The sequence below is a fragment of the Streptomyces yaizuensis genome, assembly GCF_034961445.1.
In the GTDB taxonomy this organism is placed as follows: Bacteria; Actinomycetota; Actinomycetes; order Streptomycetales; family Streptomycetaceae; genus Streptomyces; species Streptomyces yaizuensis.
Genome location: NZ_BSBI01000006.1, coordinates 120,676 through 139,133 on the forward strand (window position 1 = coordinate 120,676; position 18,458 = coordinate 139,133).

The window sequence follows — 18,458 nt, forward strand, 5'->3', positions numbered from 1 at the left end:
TGTTCCCGGCGGGCGTGGTGGCTCGTCCCCGGGTGTCGCGGTGTCGTGGAGCCGGCTCGTACGGCTCGTACGGCTGGTGCGGTCGGTGTCCTCGGCCGGGGCGGCAGTGCGCGTCCCGGGCGTGCGTGGGTGTGCGGTTGCGGGTGCGGGGAGGCCGGGTTGGTGGTCGCCGGGGCGGCCGGGTGCTCCGGTGGCTCCGGTGTCGGCTTGCCGGAGCGTTCCCCGTGGTGCGTCCCCGAGTGGGCATGGCTGTCGGCCTGCGGTCGATGGTGCGAGGGAGCCCGGACGCTGGTCGCCGGTGCCGAGGGACCCGGGTGTCCCGGGTGGGCGCGGTTGTGCGGTGACGGGCGCCGGTGCCGGTGCCGGGAAGGCGGGAGCCCGGTCGCCGGGTTGGTGGGGTGCTCCGGTATCGGCTTCCCGGAGGGTTCCCGGCGTTCCAGGCGCGCCCTCTGGTTCGTCCCCGGGTATCGCGGTGTCGTGGAGCCGGCCCGTACCGCCGGTGCGGTCACGTTCGGCGTCCCCGGCCGTCGCGGGTGCGGGCCGTCCGTCGTGGGCGGTGGTGTGCGCGACCGGCGGGGACGATATCCGGCCACCTGCCGCCGACAACCCGGCATCAGCCGGAGCATCCGCGCCCCGGCCCCCGGGTCCGGCCGGCGCAGGGCCGCGCAGCCCGCCCGCGTCACCCGTACCGCCGGGAACACCCTCCGCCCCGGCGCGCGCGGGATCCCCGACGTCCCCGGGGAGCGATCGTGGTCCCGGGACCGCCGGGCCACCCGGAGTCGCCGGAGTCTCCCGTGCCGTCATGAGGCCGGGGCGCCGCCCAGTGCGGCGACCGCCTCCATGATCCGGCCCGCCACTTCGGGCCTGCGCAGATACGTGGTCGCGGGGTGGACCCAGAGCCGGCACGAGTCCAGGTGCTCCGGTTCCGGCCGGACGCCCGCCGCGTTCGGGACGAAGGACTCGGCGAACCCCGTGCGCGGCACGACCACGTCGTCGCGGTCGGCGAAATCCAGCCAGCGCCCCACGCACGCTGGCGTGGCCGGCGGCCGGGGCCGCAGCAGGGGCCAGACGACCCCCTTCGTCGCGATCGGCGAGCCGAGGGTGACGAAGAGCGGGACCGGGCCCGGGTAGTCCGCCGCCAGCGTCTCCAACGCGACCACCGTGCCCAGCGAGTGCGCCACGACGATCGCCGGACGCGAAGGGTCGAGACAGCCCCGTACCAGGGCGCGGATCCGGGCGTCGAGCGTCACCCCGGCGGCGTCGGGCTCCTTGCGGCGCAGATAGCGGCCCGGCTGCCCCAGGGCCCGCAGCGCGTCCCGCGCGCTGAGCCACTGCGCCAGCTCGCGGACGGCCGGCAACGCCGCGACCTGCGCGCACGCGTCGAGAGCGATCCTGGCGGTGCCGAGCACGCCCTGCGCCCGCGCCGACGCGTCCTCCGCCGCCCTCAGTTGGGCCTGCGCGCGGGCCAGCCGGCGGTCGCCCCGGTGTTCGGGGCTCGCGGCCTCCTGGTCGAGGAGTTCGCGGACGAGGGCGAGCACCATCCGGGCGTCCTCGTCGTCAAGGTCGAGTTCCGGTTCGCCGCCGCCCTGGGGCCGGGCCTTTCCGGTGAACAGCTCCCCGTACGAGGCGAAGACGGTGTCCACCGACCACCCTCCGGTCACCCCGGAGATCGCGGGGGCGTGTCCGGCGGCCCGCGCGCCCTCCGCGAGCGCCCGTGTCCACTCCGTACGGGTCGGCTCCGCCTCCCGTGGCCGCCCGATCCCGTGCACGAACACCAGTTGGGGACGGGATCCCCCGCGGTCCGCTCCGCTCACCGTACGCACCAAGCACCCCCTTCCGGGCGGCCCGGCCCGCCGCCCCACCCCCGTGTACGCGATCCCGCCGACCAGGTGGCAGAACGCTACCAACTCCTCTGTACGGGACAAGAGTCGACGGGTTTGTCAAGGGGGGACCCTTTCGGCCGGGAGTGGTCCTCACCCCGGAACCCGAGGTCGCAGGCCGGGGCGCCCCGACCCCGCATCGGCCCCCGCGGCCCCGTGAGCACGCTGACGGCCCCCGGGGCCGGGTGCCGGAGTACCTCGCGATCGGGACCTCCGTGCGGGAGGCCGGGTACCGGGTACCGGGCGCCGTACCGGGCGACGGGCCCGGTGGAGTGGGAGTGGCTCGCGGCCGGCCCGTCGGCGCCCGTCTTCGCCGCCGTACCCGCCGGGGAGTGACCCGGGTGGTCGGGCAACGACCCGGGCGCCGAGGAACCGGCGGCCAGGAACCGGCGGCCAGGAACCGGCGGCCGGCCGGGGGCATCAGCGGCTCAGTACCTGACGGCCGTCCCCACCTCGGCCTTCACCTCACCGGTCAGCTGCCGGTGGCTGATCGCGTCCACGGTGCCCGTGGCGCCGCCGGCCACGTCCTTGACGTCGGCGACGACGGCGTCCAGCAGATTCCCGCTGCTGTCCGTGAAGTCGACCCGGACGGCGAACGACTTGGCGGAGTCGGTCGTGTTGCGCACGGTGACCTTCACCGAGGTCTTCTGATCACCGCCGGTGGCGGGCTTCCCGAGCGTCACGGCGTCCTTGGCGTTCACCCCGCCCTTGATCTCCTCCAGCTTGCGGTCGGCCTCCTTCGTCGCCGACGCCACCGCCGAGGCGACCTGCGAGGCGGCTCCGGTGACCTTGCCCCCGGCGGACTCCACCGCCCGGGACGCCTCCGCCACCGCCGACGAGGCCGCGGACGTCACCCGGGCCCCGGCCGACGCCGCCTTCGACGCCAGGTCGGAAGGGCTCGACACACTGTTGTCGGAACAGCCCGCCGCACCGGCTCCCAGCGCCACCGCGAGACCGGCCGCGACCGCGCTCCGCCGCCATCGATCACGACCACGACCACGACCACCCACGTCAGCCGCCTCCTTCGTCCGGGACCGTCCGGGATCCGTCAGGGATCCGTCCCACCAGTCAAGGAGGCGGGGGCCGGGCCCGCACCCAGGGGTACGCCATCCGGGCCGGGGACCCGGGCGCCGGGTGAGGCGTTGTTACACCGCCGAGGCCCCAGGGAAGAGAGGAACTGGTGGGGGTGGTGAACGTTCCGGAGCGGTGGGGGAAATTCCGGAGCCGTGAGGGAAGAGAGCCACCCGTGAGGATCGACGTCCATGCGCATGTCTGGACCGATGAGTATCTGGACCTGCTGCGCGGATACGGCAAGACGGACACCGACACCCAGCGCGGCCTGGGCGCCGGCGTCGGCGACGGGGAACTGGCGGCCCGGTTCGACCTGATGGACTCGGCCGGGGTGACCCACCAGGTGATCTCCGCGCCACCGCAGTCGCCGCACTTCGCCGAGGAGGAGCACGCGGTCCACGCGGCCCGGTTCGTCAACGACCTGTACGCGGACACGGTACGGGCCCGGCCCGACCGCTTCCTCGCCTTCGGCTCACTGCCCTTCCCGCACGTCGACGCCTGCCTCACCGAACTCGTCCGGGCCCTGGACGAACTGGGCATGGCGGGCGTCTCGACCACCACGTCCGTCCTCGGCCGGTCGGTGGCCGACCCCGCCTTCGAGCCGGTGTACGAGGAGCTGGACCGGCGCGAAGCGGTCCTCCACATCCATCCGGCGGGCTGCGGCGCGGGCACACCGCTGATCTCCGAACACCGGCTGACCTGGTCGATCGGCGCCCCCATCGAGGACACGATCGCGATCATGCAGCTGATCCTGGCGGGGATCCCCAGCCGCTACCCGGGGCTGCGGATCATCGCATCGCACCTGGGCGGCGCCCTGCCGATGCTGCTCCAGCGCGCCGACAACCAGGTCGGCTGGGAGGCCCCCGGCACCCCCGAACTGCCCAGCGCCGCCGCCCGTCGGCTCTGGTACGACAGCGTCGGCCACGGGCACACCCCGGCGCTCCGCGCGGCCGTGGAGACCTTCGGCGCCGACCGGATCCTGCTCGGCACGGACTTCCCGTACGAGGACGGCGACCTCTTCCGTACCGCCGTCGCCTACATCGAGCACGCGGGGCTGCCGGAGGACCAGGCGCGGCGGATCCTCGACACCAACGCGACGGGTGTGCTGGGAGTGCGGCCATGAGCATCCCCGAGGACGTGCGCACGGTCGAGGTGAACGGGGTGTCGCTGGCGTACCGGGAGACGGGGCGGGGCGAGCCGGTCGTCTTCGTCCACGGGGATCTGAGCGATCTGCGCACCTGGGACGCGCAGCTGCCGGTCTTCGGCGCCTCGTACCGGGCGATCGCGTACAGCCGCCGCTACGCGCGGCCCAACGCGGACATCCTGCCCGGCACGCTGAACCCGATGGGGCCGCACATCGGCGATCTGCTCGCCTTCCTGGACCGGGTCGGCGCCGCGCCCGCGCATCTGGTGGCGAACTCGTGGGGCGCGTTCGTCTCCCTGCTGGCGGCGGTGCGGCGGCCGGACGCGGTCCGGAGCCTGGTCCTGGAGGAGCCGCCGGTGGTGCCGCTCTATCTGAGCGACCCGCCGAGCGCCGCCGAACTGAAGCTGCTGGCCGGTCGGCCGGCCGTACTGAAGGACCTGCTCCGGTTCCAGCTGGGGACGGTGCTCCCGGCGGGACGGGCGTTCCGCGCGGGCCGGGACGGGAAGGCGCTGCGGACCTTCCTCCGGGGGGTGCTGGACCGGAAGGCGTTCGGGTCGCTCAAGCGGGAGCGGGTGCCGCAGATGTGGGAGAACCTGTCGGCGCTGAAGGCGGGGCTGTTCGGGGCGGGGTTCCCGGTGGTGGACACGGAGGCGGTACGGCGGCTGCGGACCCCGACGCTGCTGGTGACGGGGTTGCACAGCGCGCCCGTGCTGCACCGGCTCGTGGACCGGCTGGAGGAGCTGCTGCCGGACACCGAGCGGGTGGAGATCGTGCGGGGTTCGCATCTGATGCACGAGGAGGATCCGGCGGCGCTGAACGGGGCGGTGCTCGACTTCGTCGCCCGCCACTGACCGTGCTGTTGACGCTCTGATTCCGCTCGTACACGTACACGTACACGTACACGTACTCGTACTCGTACACGTACACGTACACGGGCCGGGCCCGGCGGTCGGTCCACCGGGCCCGGCACGGCACGCCCCGGGCGGGTGCGTCGCGCACCCGGGGGCGCGTCCTCAGTCGCGGGAGTGCCGGCGGCCGGTCATCACCAGCGCCGTTCCCGCGAGCAGGGCGGCTCCGGCCAGTCCGCCGACGCCCACGAGGGCCTGCGCCTGGGCGCCGGTACGGGCCAGTTCGGCCCGGCGGTCGCCGGCGGTGGCCGTCGCCGCCTCCCTGATCAGCCGGGTGACGACATCGGGGTGGGACATCATCGAGACGTGCGACGAGTTCAGCTCGACCGTGTGCGACTTCGCCCGGCGGGCCTCGAAGCGTTCGAGGTCGGGCGCGATGGCCTTGTCGTGCTTCGAGACGACGAACCAGGACGGGATGGAGCGCCACGCCGCCTTGGTCGCCTTCTCCTCGAAGCAGGCCGCCGCGATCGGCCGCTGCTCGACCGCCATCACCTTGGTCTCCGCGCGGGCCAGATCGGCGCCGAAGACGCTGTGGAACTTGTCGTCCCGGATGTAGAGGTCCTGTCCGGTGGTGGTGCCGTCGGTGTACGGGACGGGCTTGAGCGCGGGCTGCAACTCGCTGCCGGTGAACTTGGCGGAGAGGGCGCCCAGCGTCTCGCCCTTGTCGGGCATGAAGGCGGAGACGTAGACGAGGGCCTTGACGTTCGGGTTGCCGGCGGCGGCCTCGGTGATGACCGCGCCGCCGTAGGAGTGGCCCGCGAGCACGATGGGGCCCTCAATGCTCTTGAGCACGCTGGCGATGTAGGTGGAGTCGCCGGAGAGACTGCGCAGCGGGTTGGCGGGGGCGACCACCTTGTATCCGTGGTGCTGGAGGCGTTCGACGACACCGCTCCAGCCGGAGGCGTCGGCGAAGGCGCCGTGCACGAGGACGACGGTGGGCTTGGCGCCGCCGTCGGTTCCCGCCGTCGCTCCCGCCGTGGTTCCGGCGGCGATGGCGGGCCCGGTGGCCAGGGCCGACGCGGTGAGGGTCAGGACGGCTATCCGGGCGGCGGTGCGGGGAGCGCGGGATATGCGGGACCTGCGGGACATACGGCGGGAGGACGGTGAGGACGGCGGCACGGCCATGGCGGGCTCTTCTCTCGGGGAGGGCTCGGAGCGCTCGGGGGCTCTGGGGGAATTGCTCTCGTTCCTCAGCGTTGGCGAGCGGCGGTGCCGGCGCGCGCGGCACGGTCCGGAAGGGTGAAGGACACCGGCATACGGGGGATTGGACGGGTGAGAGGTCGTGGACCCCGGTCCCCGGGGCGTGCGCGAGTCCTGGGGCGGTGCCGGCGTACGCGAGGCCATGAGCGGCGTACGCGGGACCCGCTGGGGGCGTACGCGCGGTCCGTTCCCCCGGGCGGGGGGCGGGGGGCGCGAATCGTGGGTCCGATTTGTGGAATTACCCCGGGTTCGTGACCAACCAGGCCCGGACATTCCGCATCTTCGGGAGCAGAGCGGCAGTGAAGTCCCCGGGGCGACCGGGCGCCGGTGGTCCAGGGAGGGCGGAATGTCAGTGACGGTGCCGAGGGTCGCGGAGCGGGGGAGGCGGCGGCGTGCCCGGCTGCTCTGCGCGGTGTCGCTGGCCGTCCTGGTGGTCGGCGGTACGGCGCCGGGGGCCGGGGCGTCCGGTTCGGGGCGGGAGCCGGTGCCGTCGGCGCTCGTTCCCGGGCTTCCCGGGGACCTCGGGGCGCCCGGGCTTCCCGGGGTACCCGTTCCCGGGGGCCTGGGCGGGCGGGCCGCGGACAGCCGGGCGACGGATACCCGGGCGCCGGACGAGGCGCCGGACGCGGACCTGGTGACGCCGGCCGCCTCCGCCGCACCCTCTGCCCCTTCCATCCTCTCCGTCCCCTCCCTCCCCTCCGTGCCCCCGTCATCAGCGCCGGGCACACCGTCCCCGCCGCCGCCCAGGACCCGCGACGGCGGGACGGCGGAAGCGGCGGAAGCGTCCGAAGACTCCGGGGACTCCGGGGACTCCGGGGACGCCGACGGCCCGCGCTCCCCTGCGAACCGGCGGCCGGCCCGGCCCGAGGTCACCCGGGGCAAGGGCTTCACCGCCGTCGGGTTCGACCTCGGCGACACCGCGCTCCCGGGCGGCGGCGGCTTCCGCGCCCCGGTCCGGGGCCAGCTGGTGCTGCCCGCGTCGGGCCCGCCCGCCCGGCTGGTGCTGCTGAGCCACCTCCGGTCCGGCAACTGCTCGACGGGCGACCTCGCCGACGGCGGTGTCTTCGCGTACCCGTGCCCGGCGGGCAGCGAGGAGGTCCGGTACGACCGGGGCTGGCGCTACCTCGCCGAGTCGCTGGCCCGCCGGGGGTACGCGTCGCTGATCCCCGACCTCGGCCCAATCTGGGTCGGCCACGACGTCCGGGGCGCGTACGACCAGGTCGAGGCGGTCCTCAAGGTCTTCGGCGAGCAACGCGACGCGCTGGCGCGGGCGGTGGAGGACGGTGGCGACACCTTCGGGACGCGGCTGCGCGGCCGGGTGGACCTGCGGACGGCGGCCCTGGTCACCCACTCCCGTTCCGCGTACGCCGCCGAACCGATGGCACGGCGCTGGGCGGCCGGCCCGACCCGGATCCGCAGCCAGTATCTGCTCCAGCCCGCGCTGGAGACCTCGGCGGAGGACCCGTACGGTCCGATGAGCGCGCCCCCGGCGGACCTGCCGTGGCTGACGGTCCTCAGCGCGGAGGACGCCGACGTCGGGTACGCGGGGAACGTCTACCTCTCCGACCACCTCGGGCAGCGGCGCACCGCACCCGCCGGGGCGGTCACCGTGCGCGGCTTCGGCCACAACTACTTCAACCGGGCGCTGTCGGCGGCCCGCGCCGACGACCGGGTGTCCTGCACCCGGAACTGCCCCGGTCCCGCCGCCCACGAGAGGCTGCTGACCGCCACTCTGGGCGACTGGCTGGCGGGGACCTGGGGGCCGGGCGGGTCCGCCGGGATCCCTGCGGGTCCTGGCCGGTCCACCGGAATCGCCGCGGGACCGGTTCGGTCCACCGGAATCGCCGCGGGTCCGGGCCGGTCCACCGGAATCGCCGCGCTGGACGACGTCCGGGCCGCCGTGCCCCGCGGCTTCGGCGGCGTACCGGCGCGCTGGCTGATCCCCGGCACCCCGTCGGTGCGGCGGGAGACCGTCGTCGCCCTGCCCCGCGCGGGTACCGCACCGGGCCGCGCCCGGGTGACCTGGTCGGCGACGGGTGACGCGACCGCGCGCCTGTGCCGCCAGTACCACCCGCAGGACCCGGCACGGCGGCCGGACAGGTGCGACGACACCGCCCTGGGGGTCGTGGACTCGACCACGCCGCTGCTCCAGGTGCGCTGGAAGAGGACGGGCGGGCTGCGGATCCCGCTGCGGCTGCGGCAGACACCGGACCGGCTGACCCTGCACCTGGCACCGTTCGGCGGCCGGGACGAGCGCTCCCCGGGCACCCCGCTCCGGCTGACCCTGCGGGACACCGGTGGCCGCGGTGCCACCGTCGACCTGCCGGCCACGGACCCGGCGCTCGCGAACGCCGCCCGGGGCGAGCAGGGCGCCGCCTTCCAGATCAGTACGGTCCGCGTGCCGCTGGAACGCTTCCGGGGCGTCGACCCGTCCCGGCTGGACCGCCTCACCATCGGCGGCACCGGTGGCGGCCCGGACGGCGTCCTGCTCCGCCAGGCGGAGTTCACCGGTGCCCCACCGAAGGGCACTCCGGCGAACCCCGCCCCGGGCCCGCACGACCAGGCGACGGGCCCGACCCCCCAGGGCGCCCGCGCGGACCGCACCCCGCCGGCGACCCCCCGCCCCCCGCGCGCCGAGCCCCCGCGCCACATGCTCTCGGACACGGGCGGCCACACCCTGAGCGCGGCCCTGGTCAGCCTCGCCCTGATCGCGATCGGCCTGACCCTGGTCCGCCACGCCCGCTCCCGACGCCCCTGAGCGCTACGGGGCCGGCGCCCGGGTGGTTCAGACGGTGGAGGCCAGCCAGCCGACCGTCTCCGTCGTGTGCGTGCCGTCGCTCCGTGCCGCGCTGCCGGCGTTCACCTCGTTGAGCCGGATCAGGAATCCCGTCGTGGTCACGTCGTGGATCCGGATACCGGGCGTCTCCGGCCCGTTGAACGTCTGCGTCAGCGGCAGCACGATGACCGTGGAGCCGGCGGGGAACGGCGTCGGGAAGGACACCCGGGTGAAGGTGGAGGTGTCGCCTCCGGTGGTCGCCACGGGGCTGCTCGACGCGAGGGTGATCCGGCCGGTCTGGATGAGGCTCATGGCATGTCTCCTGACTGTCGGGGGCGTCCCGCGGCGGAAGGGGCCGCGGGGCTGCGGGGGGTCTGCTCCGCTCCCGGACCACTCATGCGCTTCTCCTACGATCGAGTGATCGACTTCCGGACAGTCACCGGCCCGGGTGAACGGGGCCGGGCGGCCCCCGTAGAGTCGGGTGGATGCACGAGTCGCCCGCCGCCCTGGTCCAGCAGTTCCACCACGCCTTCGGCCTCGACGCCCGGCCTGCCCCGGCGGAGATCCCGGCCGAACTCGCCGCGCACCGGCAGGATCTCCTCGCCGAGGAGTTCGCCGAGGTGGCGGAGGTTGCCGTGACCGGCCCGCTGGACCACCTCGCCCAGGAGCTGGCCGACATGGTCTACATCGCGTACGGCACCGCGCTGGTCCACGGCATCGACCTCGACCAGGTGATCGCCGAGGTCCACCGCGCCAACATGTCCAAACTGGGCCCGGAGGGCACCCCGGTCCGCCGCGCCGACGGCAAGGTCCTCAAGGGCCCCCACTACCGCGCCCCGGACATCGCGTCCGTCCTCCGCCGCCAGGGCTGGACCCCGCCGGCGGAGTGACCTCAGCCCTCGATGCCCCGGGCCCGCCCCCACAGCTCCTCGGCATGCCCGGTGAACCGGTCGAAGAGCCCGTCGGCGCCGTACCGACGCAGATGCAGCAGCGGTGAGTCGTGCCCGACGAGCCGCGCCAGATGCGGGGTGACCAGCGCGTCGGCGTCGAAACGGAACACCGACAGCGCGAGATGGGCCGGTGCGTCGTCCACCGCCGAGAATCGCGCCTCCACCCCGTCGACAGCCCCCATCCGCTCCAATTGCTCCAGCGTGGTGCGAACTCGCGCGGACACGGTGAGCGCCACTCCCTCGACCTCCTCCCGCCGCCGCGTCGCCTCCCCCTCCGGATCCCCGAGCAGAAACCGAACCCGGCAGCCGCTTTCGGCCTTCCGCCGGACGGTGTCGGCGAAGTGCGGCACCTGCGTCCAGAAGAAGTAGTTCGTGTACCCCGCGAGGAAGATCTCCGACTCGGCCGAAGCGACCAGCTCCGCCCAGAGGGTGGACGGGCACGCTGACCGGTACGGGTAGCTCCGGACCAGCTCCCGGTCGCCACCGGTCTTCACCCGGTCCTGCACCGTCTTCGGCCACAACATCTCTTCGTCCACTCCCAACACCCGGCAGGCGTCTGCCCGGTTTCTCGCGTGTGGTGTGAGATCAGCACTCCCCAGCCATCGTTCCACTTGCTTGGTGGAGACCCCCACCCGGTGTGCCAGTCGACGGGAGGACAGTCCCGCGTCGTCCATCGCGGTCCGCAGCGCTTTGTTCACGTCAACCCCCGCGTGGTGCCTTTTGGGCTTTCTTCGACCTTAGAGATCGATGTCCCAACCGTCCGCGATTCCCGGCGAGATACGTCCGCAAGGGTGGGCCACGATCGGACCATGACCGATTCGGCCAAGAGCCCCGCACCACAGGGGAGCTACCCGGACTTCAACCCGCTCGCCTTCCCGCCGTGCGAGTGCCCGGATCCCGACTGCACGCTCAAGAGCCCCCGGCAGGGCGCCGGGGAGTCCCTCGTCATCCTCGCCCTGCGGGCGCGCGTGCGCGAGGACAACGAACGGCGCCGGACGTTCGGCGACTTCGGCCGCTGAAACGCGGCTGCTGATACGAGAGAGGGTCCGCCCATGAGACGGCGTCCGCGTCGACGCGTCCACGAACCCCTGGCCGGTGCCGTGAGCACCCTCATGGCCTGTGCCCTGTCCCTCGGGCTCCTGACCTGGGGACTGTCCGACGCCCTCTGACCCTCTGAACCTCTGACTCTCTGGCCCTCTGATCCCTTGATCCCCTGATCCCCGTCACCTGGACGGAACGCCCGGGACCCCCTTGCCCCAGGTGGCGCCAGGTGACGGCCCCCGGCCCACCGCACCGGGCCGGGGCGTACGGGCCCGGTCGCAGCCCCCCGCCGCGGCCGGGCCCCATGGGCGGTCTCAGGCCCCGGCGCCGCCCCGCTCGTGCCACTCCCGCGCCAGCATCGCGTAGTGCAGCTCCCCGCCCCACTCCCCCTTGAAGATCTCCGACTCCACGAAGTGCGCCTCCTTGCGCATCCCCAGCCGCTCCATCACCCGCGCCGACCCCGTGTTGCGCGGGTCGCAGCGGCCGATGACCCGGTGGAGGTCCAGGTGGTCGAAGGCGACGCGCAGCATTTCCGCCGCCGCCTCCGTCGCGTAGCCCCGGCCGCCGAAGGACGGGTGGAAGACATAGCCGAACTCGCCCTGCCGGTGCTCCTCGCTCAGCCAGATCAGCAGGACATAGCCGATGACCTTGCCGTCCAGCTCGACGGCCGCGCACAGCGCGTCCTTCTCCTTGCGGAGCGCGGTCTGCCCCTGGCGGGCCGCCAGCTCGCGGGCGTTGTCCTCGGGGGTGCGGGGCTCGTTGAAGAGATAGCGGGCCACGTCCTCCCGGGACTCGAACTCCAGCATGTCCGCCTCGTCGGCGGCGGTGAACGGGCGGAGGACCAGACGCTCGGTCCTGATCGGCGTGACGAGTTCGAACATGCGCGTTCCTTGCCTCACGGGTCTGCGAACGATTCCGGGATCGATTCCGGGATCGATTCCGGGATCGATTCCGGGAACGGGTCCACGAACGGTTCCGGATGTACGGATATCGAACGTATGGGCACCGGACGCCGTTCCCATCAGCCCGCCGTACGGCCCGCGCGGCCCGCGCGGCGGGGCTCCGGGAGGCGCAGGACCAGGCCCGCGACCGGTTTTGGGCCGAAGGACGTGGATTTGCGGGGCAGCAGCACCCCTGCCTCGGCCAGGGCGCGGACCGTCGGTTCCGTGACGGCGGGCAGCAGGACCGCGACGCCCCGGTCAGGGGCCGCGACCGAGGTGATCGCGAGGCCCGCGTCGTGGACGTGGTGGACCGCGCCCGGGAGGTCCGGCACCGACCAGGCGCGTTCCAGGAGCAGATGGTCGGCGATCGCCGCCGGCAGGTCGTGCCAGGCCGCCGGGCGGCCCGCCAGTGCCCTGGCCAGCGGGGCGGGCCGGGGCTCCGTGACGCTCCAGGCGCCGCCGGCCCCGGTGAGCACGATCTCGCCGGGCCCCGGCAGCCGGGGCCCCTCCGGCAGTGGACGCACCCGGGCCACCTCCGCCGCCGCCCGCGCCGCCTTCTCCGCGTCGACGCCCGGAACCACCCGGTGCACGGCGGCCAGCCGCAGGGGGTGGGCCTCCTGGTCGACCAGGAGCGCCAGCGTCCGCCCCCACGGCCCGCGCGGCTGCCGCGCCGCGAGCCGCAGACAGGCCGCGTACCGGTGGTGCCCGTCGGCGATCAGCGCGCTGCCCCGGGCCGGGTGCGCGGCGACGAGGGCCTGTTCGACCGGGTCCGTGCAGGCCCACAGGGTGTGCGTCACATCGCCGTCGCGGGCCGTCGCCAGCGGGCGGCGCGCGGTGATCCGGTCCAGCAGCGCCGTCGCCGGGGAGCCGGGCGCGCGATACCCCAGCAGCAGGGGTTCGAGCTGGGCCCGCAGCCCCGCCAGATGCGCGGCCCGCTGGGAGACCACATGGTCCCGCACGCCCTCGTGGGGCAGGACCGGCACGCCGCCGCCCGCCAGCTCCAGTTCGCCGATCACCCCGCGCTGGAGCACCTCGTCACCGCAGTGCTGCCGGTAGACGTAGAGCGCCGGGTGCTCGTCCCGGACCAGCACCCCCCGCTCCAGCCAGAGCGCCAGCTGCCGCGCGGCCTCGTCGGGGCGGGCCGAGTAGAGGAGCCGTGCCAGGTGGTGCGGACGGCGGCGCAGGGCCAGTGCGTGGGCGGGGCGCAGCCCGTCGTACGGTGGGCAGATCACCCGGGAGAGGTCCCCGGCGGCCACCGGGGTGTACCGCACCGCCCGGAAGGGCCGGATCCGCAGTCCGGGGCCGGGCAGGGGGGTGAGGGAGGGCATACGGCGTCCAATCTCGGCGGTCTCGCGAAGGTCAGGGGGGCGGCGGGCAGGAGCCACGGGGAGGGTGCGTCGGGGAGGTGCGTCGGGGGGCGTGCGTGCGTCGGGGAGGGGAAGGGGGCGGCCCACCCCCGAGGGACGGGCCGCCCCCACCGCTCAGGCCGCCCGCGCCACGGCGGGCGCCTCCAGCCGGCCCGCCCGGTGCAGGCCGTGCAGCGCCAGCGCGCACAGCAGACCGAGGCCGGTCAGCGCGAGCCACGGCAGTGCCGGGAGGCCCGCGTCCCGTGCCGCGTCCAGCGCGGCTCCCGTGAGCAGGTTGCCGACGGTGATCCCGACCCCGCACACCGTGTTGTAGAGCCCGTAGTGCGTGGCGACCAGCCGGTCGCCGGAGAGCCGGACGATGGTGTCCATCTCGAAGGGGTACGCGATCATCGTGCCCACCGCGAGCAGCAGCGCCGCCAGCACCGGCGGTACGGCGGCCAGCAGCCACCGGCCCGCGCCGTCCGCCGGCACCGGCAGGGCCACCGCCGCCAGCAGCGGCAGGAAGGCCGTGCCCATCGTCAGCAGCCCCCACACGAGGGCCCGCCCCGGTGCCACGCGCGCCGCGAACCAGGCCGTCACCCGGGTCTGGAAGAGGATCGTGGTCAGCCCGGAGACGGCGAACAGCACCGCGACCGCCGCCGTGCCGAAGTCCCCGTCCCCGCCGACCCGGCGGACCTCCAGCGGCAGCGCCAGATAGACCTGGAACGTGAGCACGTACGAGCCGGTCATCGCCGCCGCGAACAGCAGGAAGGACCGGTTGCCGAGGATCCCCCGCCACGCGCCGCGCGGCACCGGCCCGCCGGAGCCGGCCGGCTGTCCGCGCCGGGCCGGCAGCGAGCGGATCTGGACGAGGCTCAGCACCGCGAAGACCCCGGCCGCGACCAGGCACGTCAGCTGGAAGCTCACCCCCGTCAGCGCCATTCCCACCAGCGGCCCGAGCAGGATGCCCGCCTGGTAGAAGACGTTGAAGAGGGCGAACGCCTCGACGCGCCGCTCGCCCGCGTCCGCCGCCAGATACGCGCGGACGGCGGGGTTGAAGAGCGCCCCCGCCAGGCCGGTGGCCGCCGACGCCGCCAGCAGCGCGGGCAGCGACTGGACCAGGCCGAGCGCCGCGAACCCGGCCGTCCGCAGCACACATCCGGCGACGATCAGCGGCTTGTAGCCGAACCGGTCGGCGAGCGCGCCGCCGACCAGGAACATGCCCTGCTGGCTGAAGTTGCGGATCCCGAGGATCAGCCCCACCGTCCACGCGGCCAGCCCGAGCGAGCCGGACAGATGCGCGGCGAGGTAGGGCATCAGCATGTAGAAGCCCAGGTTGATGGTGAACTGATTGATCATCAGCAGCTGGACGGAGCGCTCGTACGACCGCATCCGCCGGAACGTGTCCCTCACGACGCGGCGCTCCCGCTCGCGTCCACGGCGTCTTCCGTCGCCAGGGTCAGCGGGTCGACGACCGAGGCGCACCGGGTCCAGCGGGTGACCTGCTTCTCGTCCACCCGGCCCACCACCTCCGGCTCGGCGGCCGGCGGCCCCTCCAGGAGCCCGTGCGCGGCGCAGTAGTCGTCGTCGTACACCGTGCCGAGGTAGCGCTGCGGCCCGTCGGGGAAGACGGCCGCGATCCGGGTGTCGGCGGGCAGGGTCCGGGCGAGCCACCCCGCGACCAGGGCGACCGCGCCCACGCTCCAGCCGCCGCTGGCGTAGTGGGAGGAGGCGAGGGCGCGGCAGGTCCACACGGCCTCCGCCGGTGCCACCCAGTGCACCTCGGAGAAGTGGTCGTACGCGACATTGCGCGGATAGATGCTGGAGCCGAGGCCGCGCATCAGCCGGGGCGCGGCCTGCTGGCCGAAGATGGTGGAGCCGACGGTGTCCACGCCGACCAGCCGCAGCTGGGGGTAGAGCTGGCGCAGCACGCGGGAGACCCCGGCCGAGTGCCCGCCGGTGCCCACGCTGCACACGAGGACGTCGACATGGCCGAGTTCGGCGGCGATCTCCAGGGCGAGCGGGGTGTACGCGGTCGTGTTGTCGGGGTTGTTGTACTGGTCGGGGCACCAGGAGCCGGGGTGCCGCTCCATCAGCTGGGCCACCCGGTCCCGCCGGGCCTGCTGCCAGCCGCCGCTGGGGTGCGGCTCGGAGACCACGTTGACGCGGGCTCCGTACGCGGTCAGCAGCCGGGTCATGGAGGATTCCAGGCCCGGGTCGGTGACCAGGGTGACGGGGTGGCCGTGGACCATGCCGGCGAGGGCGAGTCCGAGGCCCAGGGTGCCGCTGGTGGACTCGATGATCCGGCCGCCGGGGCGCAGATCGCCCCGGGCGCGGGCGCGTTCGACCATGTGGAGCCCGGGGCGGTCCTTGATGCCGCCGGGGTTGAAGCCCTCCAGCTTGGCCCAGAAGCCCCGGTCGCCGGAGGCGAAGGGCTCGCCGACGCGCAGCAGGGGGGTGTTGCCGACCAGGCCGGACAGGGCGGTCCGCGCGGCGGGGGAGGCGGTGGTGGGGGTGCCCCCGGCGGTCAGGGGGGTGGTCGGGGGAGTGGTCAGGGGGGTGGTCTTCATCGTCTCGTGCTCTCGTTCGTGTACGGCGGAGGTGGCTTCGACGGGTACGCGGCGGTGCCGCCGGGCGGTCGCGCGTGGGGTGCCCCCTAGGTCCGTCTGCGCGCGCTGCGGGCGAGGACGGCCCGGCCGTCCCGGGGTGGTCCGGCCGTCTCCGCCGCCGCCGGGCCGGTCGCGGCCGCCTGTTCGCCGTCGGGCCCGGGGGGACCGGGGGTTCCGAGGGGCCGGGGCGCCTCCCGCCGGTCCGCCGGGGCCTGCCGCACGGACCCCTGGTGTTCCGCCGCACAGCCGGAACCGGAGCCGGAGCCGGCCGGTGCGCCGGGGGAGTACGCGGAAACGGTCCGCACCTCACCCGGCGGGAGACGGTCCGCCGCGTCCTGCGCCGAGCAGCCGAGGACTCCGGCGATCAGCGCGCACAGGACACACAGGGCGCACAGGACGTACGCCGGGAATGCGGCCCGGCCATGGGAACGCTTTCGGGCCGGGAACATGGGGGGTAAAAACGGCACGGTTCCTCCGGACACCGCCTTCCCGGGATGAATTCAGGGGAAGGAGGCGGAGTTCGGGTGGGGGGAAGTGCCGTCGAAAGTCCCGTTCGCCTTATGGGAGGGTCGTCCGGGAAATGCCGGATGTAAGGAATCCGGTGGGCGACCCCGGGCGGAGGAGATCCGCGCAAGGGAATCCGTACACGTCCGGAAAAGGGCGTGTGAGGGGTGGGAACGGGTCCGTCGACCGGCTCGGGGCGGTGACCCCGGGACGAGGGAGGACGGATCCTAGATGCGCAGCACGCCGGTCGGCGCGGGACGGGCCGAGGGCTCGGTGGCCGGGCGGCAGCGGGCCGGTGCGGCGGGCCGCGTCGTGCGGTCCCGCGCGGTGGAGAGCGCCACCGCTTCGGCGCCCGGGTTCGCGGTACCGCTGTTCAGCTGCGGCTGGCCGGGCATGCACTGCTCGACGGGGTGGACCGAGCCGTCCGAGTGGGTGGCGAGCAGCGCGTGCGCGGAGGGGTCGCCGTGGGCGGCGGAGGGCGCGGGGGCGTGGACATGCCCGCCGGGGTCGGCCGCTGTCCGGCCCGCGTGGCCGGCGTGGTCGATGTGATCCGCGATCCCGGTGGACGCGGTGGTCCCGGCGCTCCCGGTGGACCCCGGCCGCCCGGCCGAACCGCCCACCACATGGCCGGAATTCATTGCCGAAAAGGAGGCGGTGGTGAAGTGATGTACCGGACTTTCCCGGTTCAGCCCATGGGCGAACACCAGCCCGAGCGCCAGCACGGCGAGCCACACGATGTGCAGCGGACCCCGAAATACCCGGGTCCGCGGAACACCGAAGGGCGACCGGGCCGTAATCATGCCGTGATCATAGCGTGGCGCCCGCGGGGAATGACAACTCCAGCTGTACAAAGCGGCCTTGAATGGCCGTGAACAGTTCCCCTCGGAACGGTGAACGGTCCTCCCCCGCCGTACGCCCGCGCGCCCGCACACCCCCACCTCAGTGCACGAAGCTGTACGTGCGCCAGACGCCCGCCCCCGGCGCGACCACGTCGGACGTCGTCGTCGGTACGTAGATCGACGCGTCGCCCGAGCAGTCGCCCGTCGGATACATGATCATGTCGACCAGGGTGTTGTTCAGGACCCGCACCGCCCCCGGCGTCTCCACCGCGTGGCACCCCGTCACCAGCGGACTGTTGACCTGCACGTGCCGGTGCGCGGCCGTCTCGTACTCGACCGTCCCCACGGCGGTCCGGCCCAGCCCGGAGCAGCCGGCGACGGCGGCGGTGGCGACGGCCAGCAGCGCCGCACCGCCGGCGCGGGCGAGACGCCTGCGGTGGTGCGACACGGTCGCGGTCGCGGTCGCGGACAGGGGGGTCACGGACATGGGCGGGTCCTCGTCTCTCCTGCGGCTCAGGGGGACGGACACGTCCCGCTGGAGCCACCCTGCCGCCCCCGCCCCCGGGCGGCACCCGCTGCGCGTCCGCCCGGGTTACCCCTCACTCCGGAGACTCCCCCGCCGCCTCCCGCCCGCCCCCGGGGTCCGGCTTCCGCCGCCGCCCCGGCCGGGCCCGTACATGCATCCGCTCCCCCTGGCGGCCGAAGAGGCTCAGGATCTCCACCGGCCCCTCGCCGGTGGAGCCGAACCAGTGCGGCACCCGGGTGTCAAACTCGGCCGCCTCGCCCGAGCCGAGCACCAGATCGTGGCCGGGCAGCACCAGCCGCAGCCGCCCGGCGAGGACGTAGAGCCACTCGTACCCCTCATGGGTGACGGGCTCGGGGGTGGTCCGCGAGGCCGGGACGACCATCTTGAACGCCTGGAGCGGCCCCGGCTGCCGGGTCAGCGGCACCACCGTGCTGTCGTGCCCCGCGCGCGGGGTGAGCCGCACCCGGGGGTCGCCCACCTCGGGCGCCCCGACCAGCTCGTCCAGCGGCACCTGGTACGCCTGCGAGATCGGCAGCAGCAGCTCCAGACTGGGCCGTCGCCCCCCGGACTCCAGCCGGGACAGGGTGCTCTTGGAGATCCCGGTGGCCTCGGCGAGGGCGGTCAGCGTGATGCCGCGCTCGGTGCGCAGCCTCCTCAGCCGGGGGCCGACCTCGGTCAGCGTCCGGGACACGGTCTCGGGGATGTCCATCCCCCCAGGGAACC

General features: G+C 74.4%; 18 protein-coding genes. 5 read left to right on the forward strand and 13 right to left on the reverse strand.

Annotated features, from left to right (window positions below):
* Nucleotides 1-800: 800 nt before the first annotated feature.
* Nucleotides 801-1,775 carry an alpha/beta hydrolase gene (locus SYYSPA8_RS16305; protein WP_323447905.1) on the reverse strand — a complete coding sequence of 325 codons (975 nt, stop codon included), beginning with the start codon at nucleotides 1,773-1,775 and terminating at the stop codon, nucleotides 801-803.
* Nucleotides 1,776-2,308: 533 nt separating this feature from the next.
* Nucleotides 2,309-2,890 carry an FxLYD domain-containing protein gene (locus SYYSPA8_RS16310; protein WP_323447906.1) on the reverse strand — a complete coding sequence of 194 codons (582 nt, stop codon included), beginning with the start codon at nucleotides 2,888-2,890 and terminating at the stop codon, nucleotides 2,309-2,311.
* A gap of 236 nt (nucleotides 2,891-3,126) precedes the next feature.
* Between SYYSPA8_RS16310 and SYYSPA8_RS16315 the strand changes: the two genes are divergently transcribed.
* Nucleotides 3,127-4,074, forward strand: coding sequence for an amidohydrolase family protein (locus SYYSPA8_RS16315; protein WP_323447907.1), 948 nt, complete (start codon nucleotides 3,127-3,129; stop codon nucleotides 4,072-4,074).
* Entirely contained in the window at nucleotides 4,071-4,946 is an 876-nt protein-coding gene (locus SYYSPA8_RS16320) for an alpha/beta fold hydrolase (RefSeq protein ID WP_323447908.1), read from the forward strand. Before SYYSPA8_RS16315 ends, SYYSPA8_RS16320 begins: the two co-directional genes overlap by 4 nt.
* Before the next feature lie 162 nt (nucleotides 4,947-5,108).
* Here the strand turns inward: SYYSPA8_RS16320 and SYYSPA8_RS16325 are convergent, their stop codons facing one another.
* On the reverse strand, nucleotides 5,109-6,092 hold the full coding sequence (locus tag SYYSPA8_RS16325; protein WP_323447909.1) for an alpha/beta fold hydrolase: 984 nt from the start codon (nucleotides 6,090-6,092) through the stop codon (nucleotides 5,109-5,111).
* Between the two features lie 457 nt (nucleotides 6,093-6,549).
* On the opposite strand from SYYSPA8_RS16325, the gene SYYSPA8_RS16330 reads away from it, so the two are divergent.
* On the forward strand, nucleotides 6,550-8,961 hold the full coding sequence (locus tag SYYSPA8_RS16330; protein ID WP_323447910.1) for a hypothetical protein: 2,412 nt from the start codon (nucleotides 6,550-6,552) through the stop codon (nucleotides 8,959-8,961).
* Nucleotides 8,962-8,988: 27 nt separating this feature from the next.
* Here the strand turns inward: SYYSPA8_RS16330 and SYYSPA8_RS16335 are convergent, their stop codons facing one another.
* Nucleotides 8,989-9,291: a hypothetical protein gene (locus SYYSPA8_RS16335; RefSeq protein WP_323447911.1), complete on the reverse strand. Its 303-nt coding sequence runs from the start codon at nucleotides 9,289-9,291 to the stop codon at nucleotides 8,989-8,991.
* Nucleotides 9,292-9,464: 173 nt separating this feature from the next.
* Here SYYSPA8_RS16335 and SYYSPA8_RS16340 point away from each other — a divergent pair, with 173 nt between their 5' ends.
* Complete coding sequence (locus tag SYYSPA8_RS16340; protein WP_323447912.1) at nucleotides 9,465-9,869, forward strand: pyrophosphohydrolase domain-containing protein; 405 nt, start codon at nucleotides 9,465-9,467, stop codon at nucleotides 9,867-9,869.
* A gap of 2 nt (nucleotides 9,870-9,871) precedes the next feature.
* Here the strand turns inward: SYYSPA8_RS16340 and SYYSPA8_RS16345 are convergent, their stop codons facing one another.
* Nucleotides 9,872-10,465, reverse strand: a complete 594-nt coding sequence (locus SYYSPA8_RS16345) for a DUF5919 domain-containing protein (RefSeq protein WP_407706015.1) — start codon at nucleotides 10,463-10,465, stop codon at nucleotides 9,872-9,874.
* Nucleotides 10,466-10,738: 273 nt separating this feature from the next.
* Between SYYSPA8_RS16345 and SYYSPA8_RS16350 the strand changes: the two genes are divergently transcribed.
* Entirely contained in the window at nucleotides 10,739-10,948 is a 210-nt protein-coding gene (locus SYYSPA8_RS16350; protein ID WP_323447913.1) for a hypothetical protein, read from the forward strand.
* A 336-nt stretch (nucleotides 10,949-11,284) separates the two neighbouring features.
* On the opposite strand, the gene SYYSPA8_RS16355 is transcribed toward SYYSPA8_RS16350, so the two are convergent.
* From SYYSPA8_RS16355 to SYYSPA8_RS16390, 8 genes are all read right to left on the reverse strand, one after another.
* Nucleotides 11,285-11,851, reverse strand: a complete 567-nt coding sequence (locus tag SYYSPA8_RS16355; RefSeq protein ID WP_323447914.1) for a GNAT family N-acetyltransferase — start codon at nucleotides 11,849-11,851, stop codon at nucleotides 11,285-11,287.
* Nucleotides 11,852-11,991: 140 nt separating this feature from the next.
* Nucleotides 11,992-13,239 carry a DUF1015 domain-containing protein gene (locus SYYSPA8_RS16360; protein WP_323447915.1) on the reverse strand — a complete coding sequence of 416 codons (1,248 nt, stop codon included), beginning with the start codon at nucleotides 13,237-13,239 and terminating at the stop codon, nucleotides 11,992-11,994.
* A gap of 153 nt (nucleotides 13,240-13,392) precedes the next feature.
* Nucleotides 13,393-14,649, reverse strand: a complete 1,257-nt coding sequence (locus SYYSPA8_RS16365) for an MFS transporter (RefSeq protein WP_407706018.1) — start codon at nucleotides 14,647-14,649, stop codon at nucleotides 13,393-13,395.
* Nucleotides 14,650-14,666: 17 nt separating this feature from the next.
* Entirely contained in the window at nucleotides 14,667-15,827 is a 1,161-nt protein-coding gene (locus SYYSPA8_RS16370; RefSeq protein ID WP_323447917.1) for a PLP-dependent cysteine synthase family protein, read from the reverse strand.
* Between the two features lie 86 nt (nucleotides 15,828-15,913).
* A complete protein-coding gene (locus SYYSPA8_RS16375) occupies nucleotides 15,914-16,315 on the reverse strand; it encodes a hypothetical protein (RefSeq protein WP_323447918.1) in 402 nt (133 codons plus the stop codon).
* 282 nt (nucleotides 16,316-16,597) lie between these two features.
* Entirely contained in the window at nucleotides 16,598-17,170 is a 573-nt protein-coding gene (locus SYYSPA8_RS16380; RefSeq protein ID WP_323447919.1) for a hypothetical protein, read from the reverse strand.
* Nucleotides 17,171-17,309: 139 nt separating this feature from the next.
* Nucleotides 17,310-17,696, reverse strand: coding sequence for a hypothetical protein (locus SYYSPA8_RS16385; protein WP_323447920.1), 387 nt, complete (start codon nucleotides 17,694-17,696; stop codon nucleotides 17,310-17,312).
* Between the two features lie 112 nt (nucleotides 17,697-17,808).
* The gene (locus tag SYYSPA8_RS16390; RefSeq protein ID WP_323447921.1) at nucleotides 17,809-18,444 is read right to left on the reverse strand and encodes a helix-turn-helix domain-containing protein; all 636 of its coding nucleotides are present in this window, start codon (nucleotides 18,442-18,444) and stop codon (nucleotides 17,809-17,811) included.
* Nucleotides 18,445-18,458: the final 14 nt, after the last annotated feature.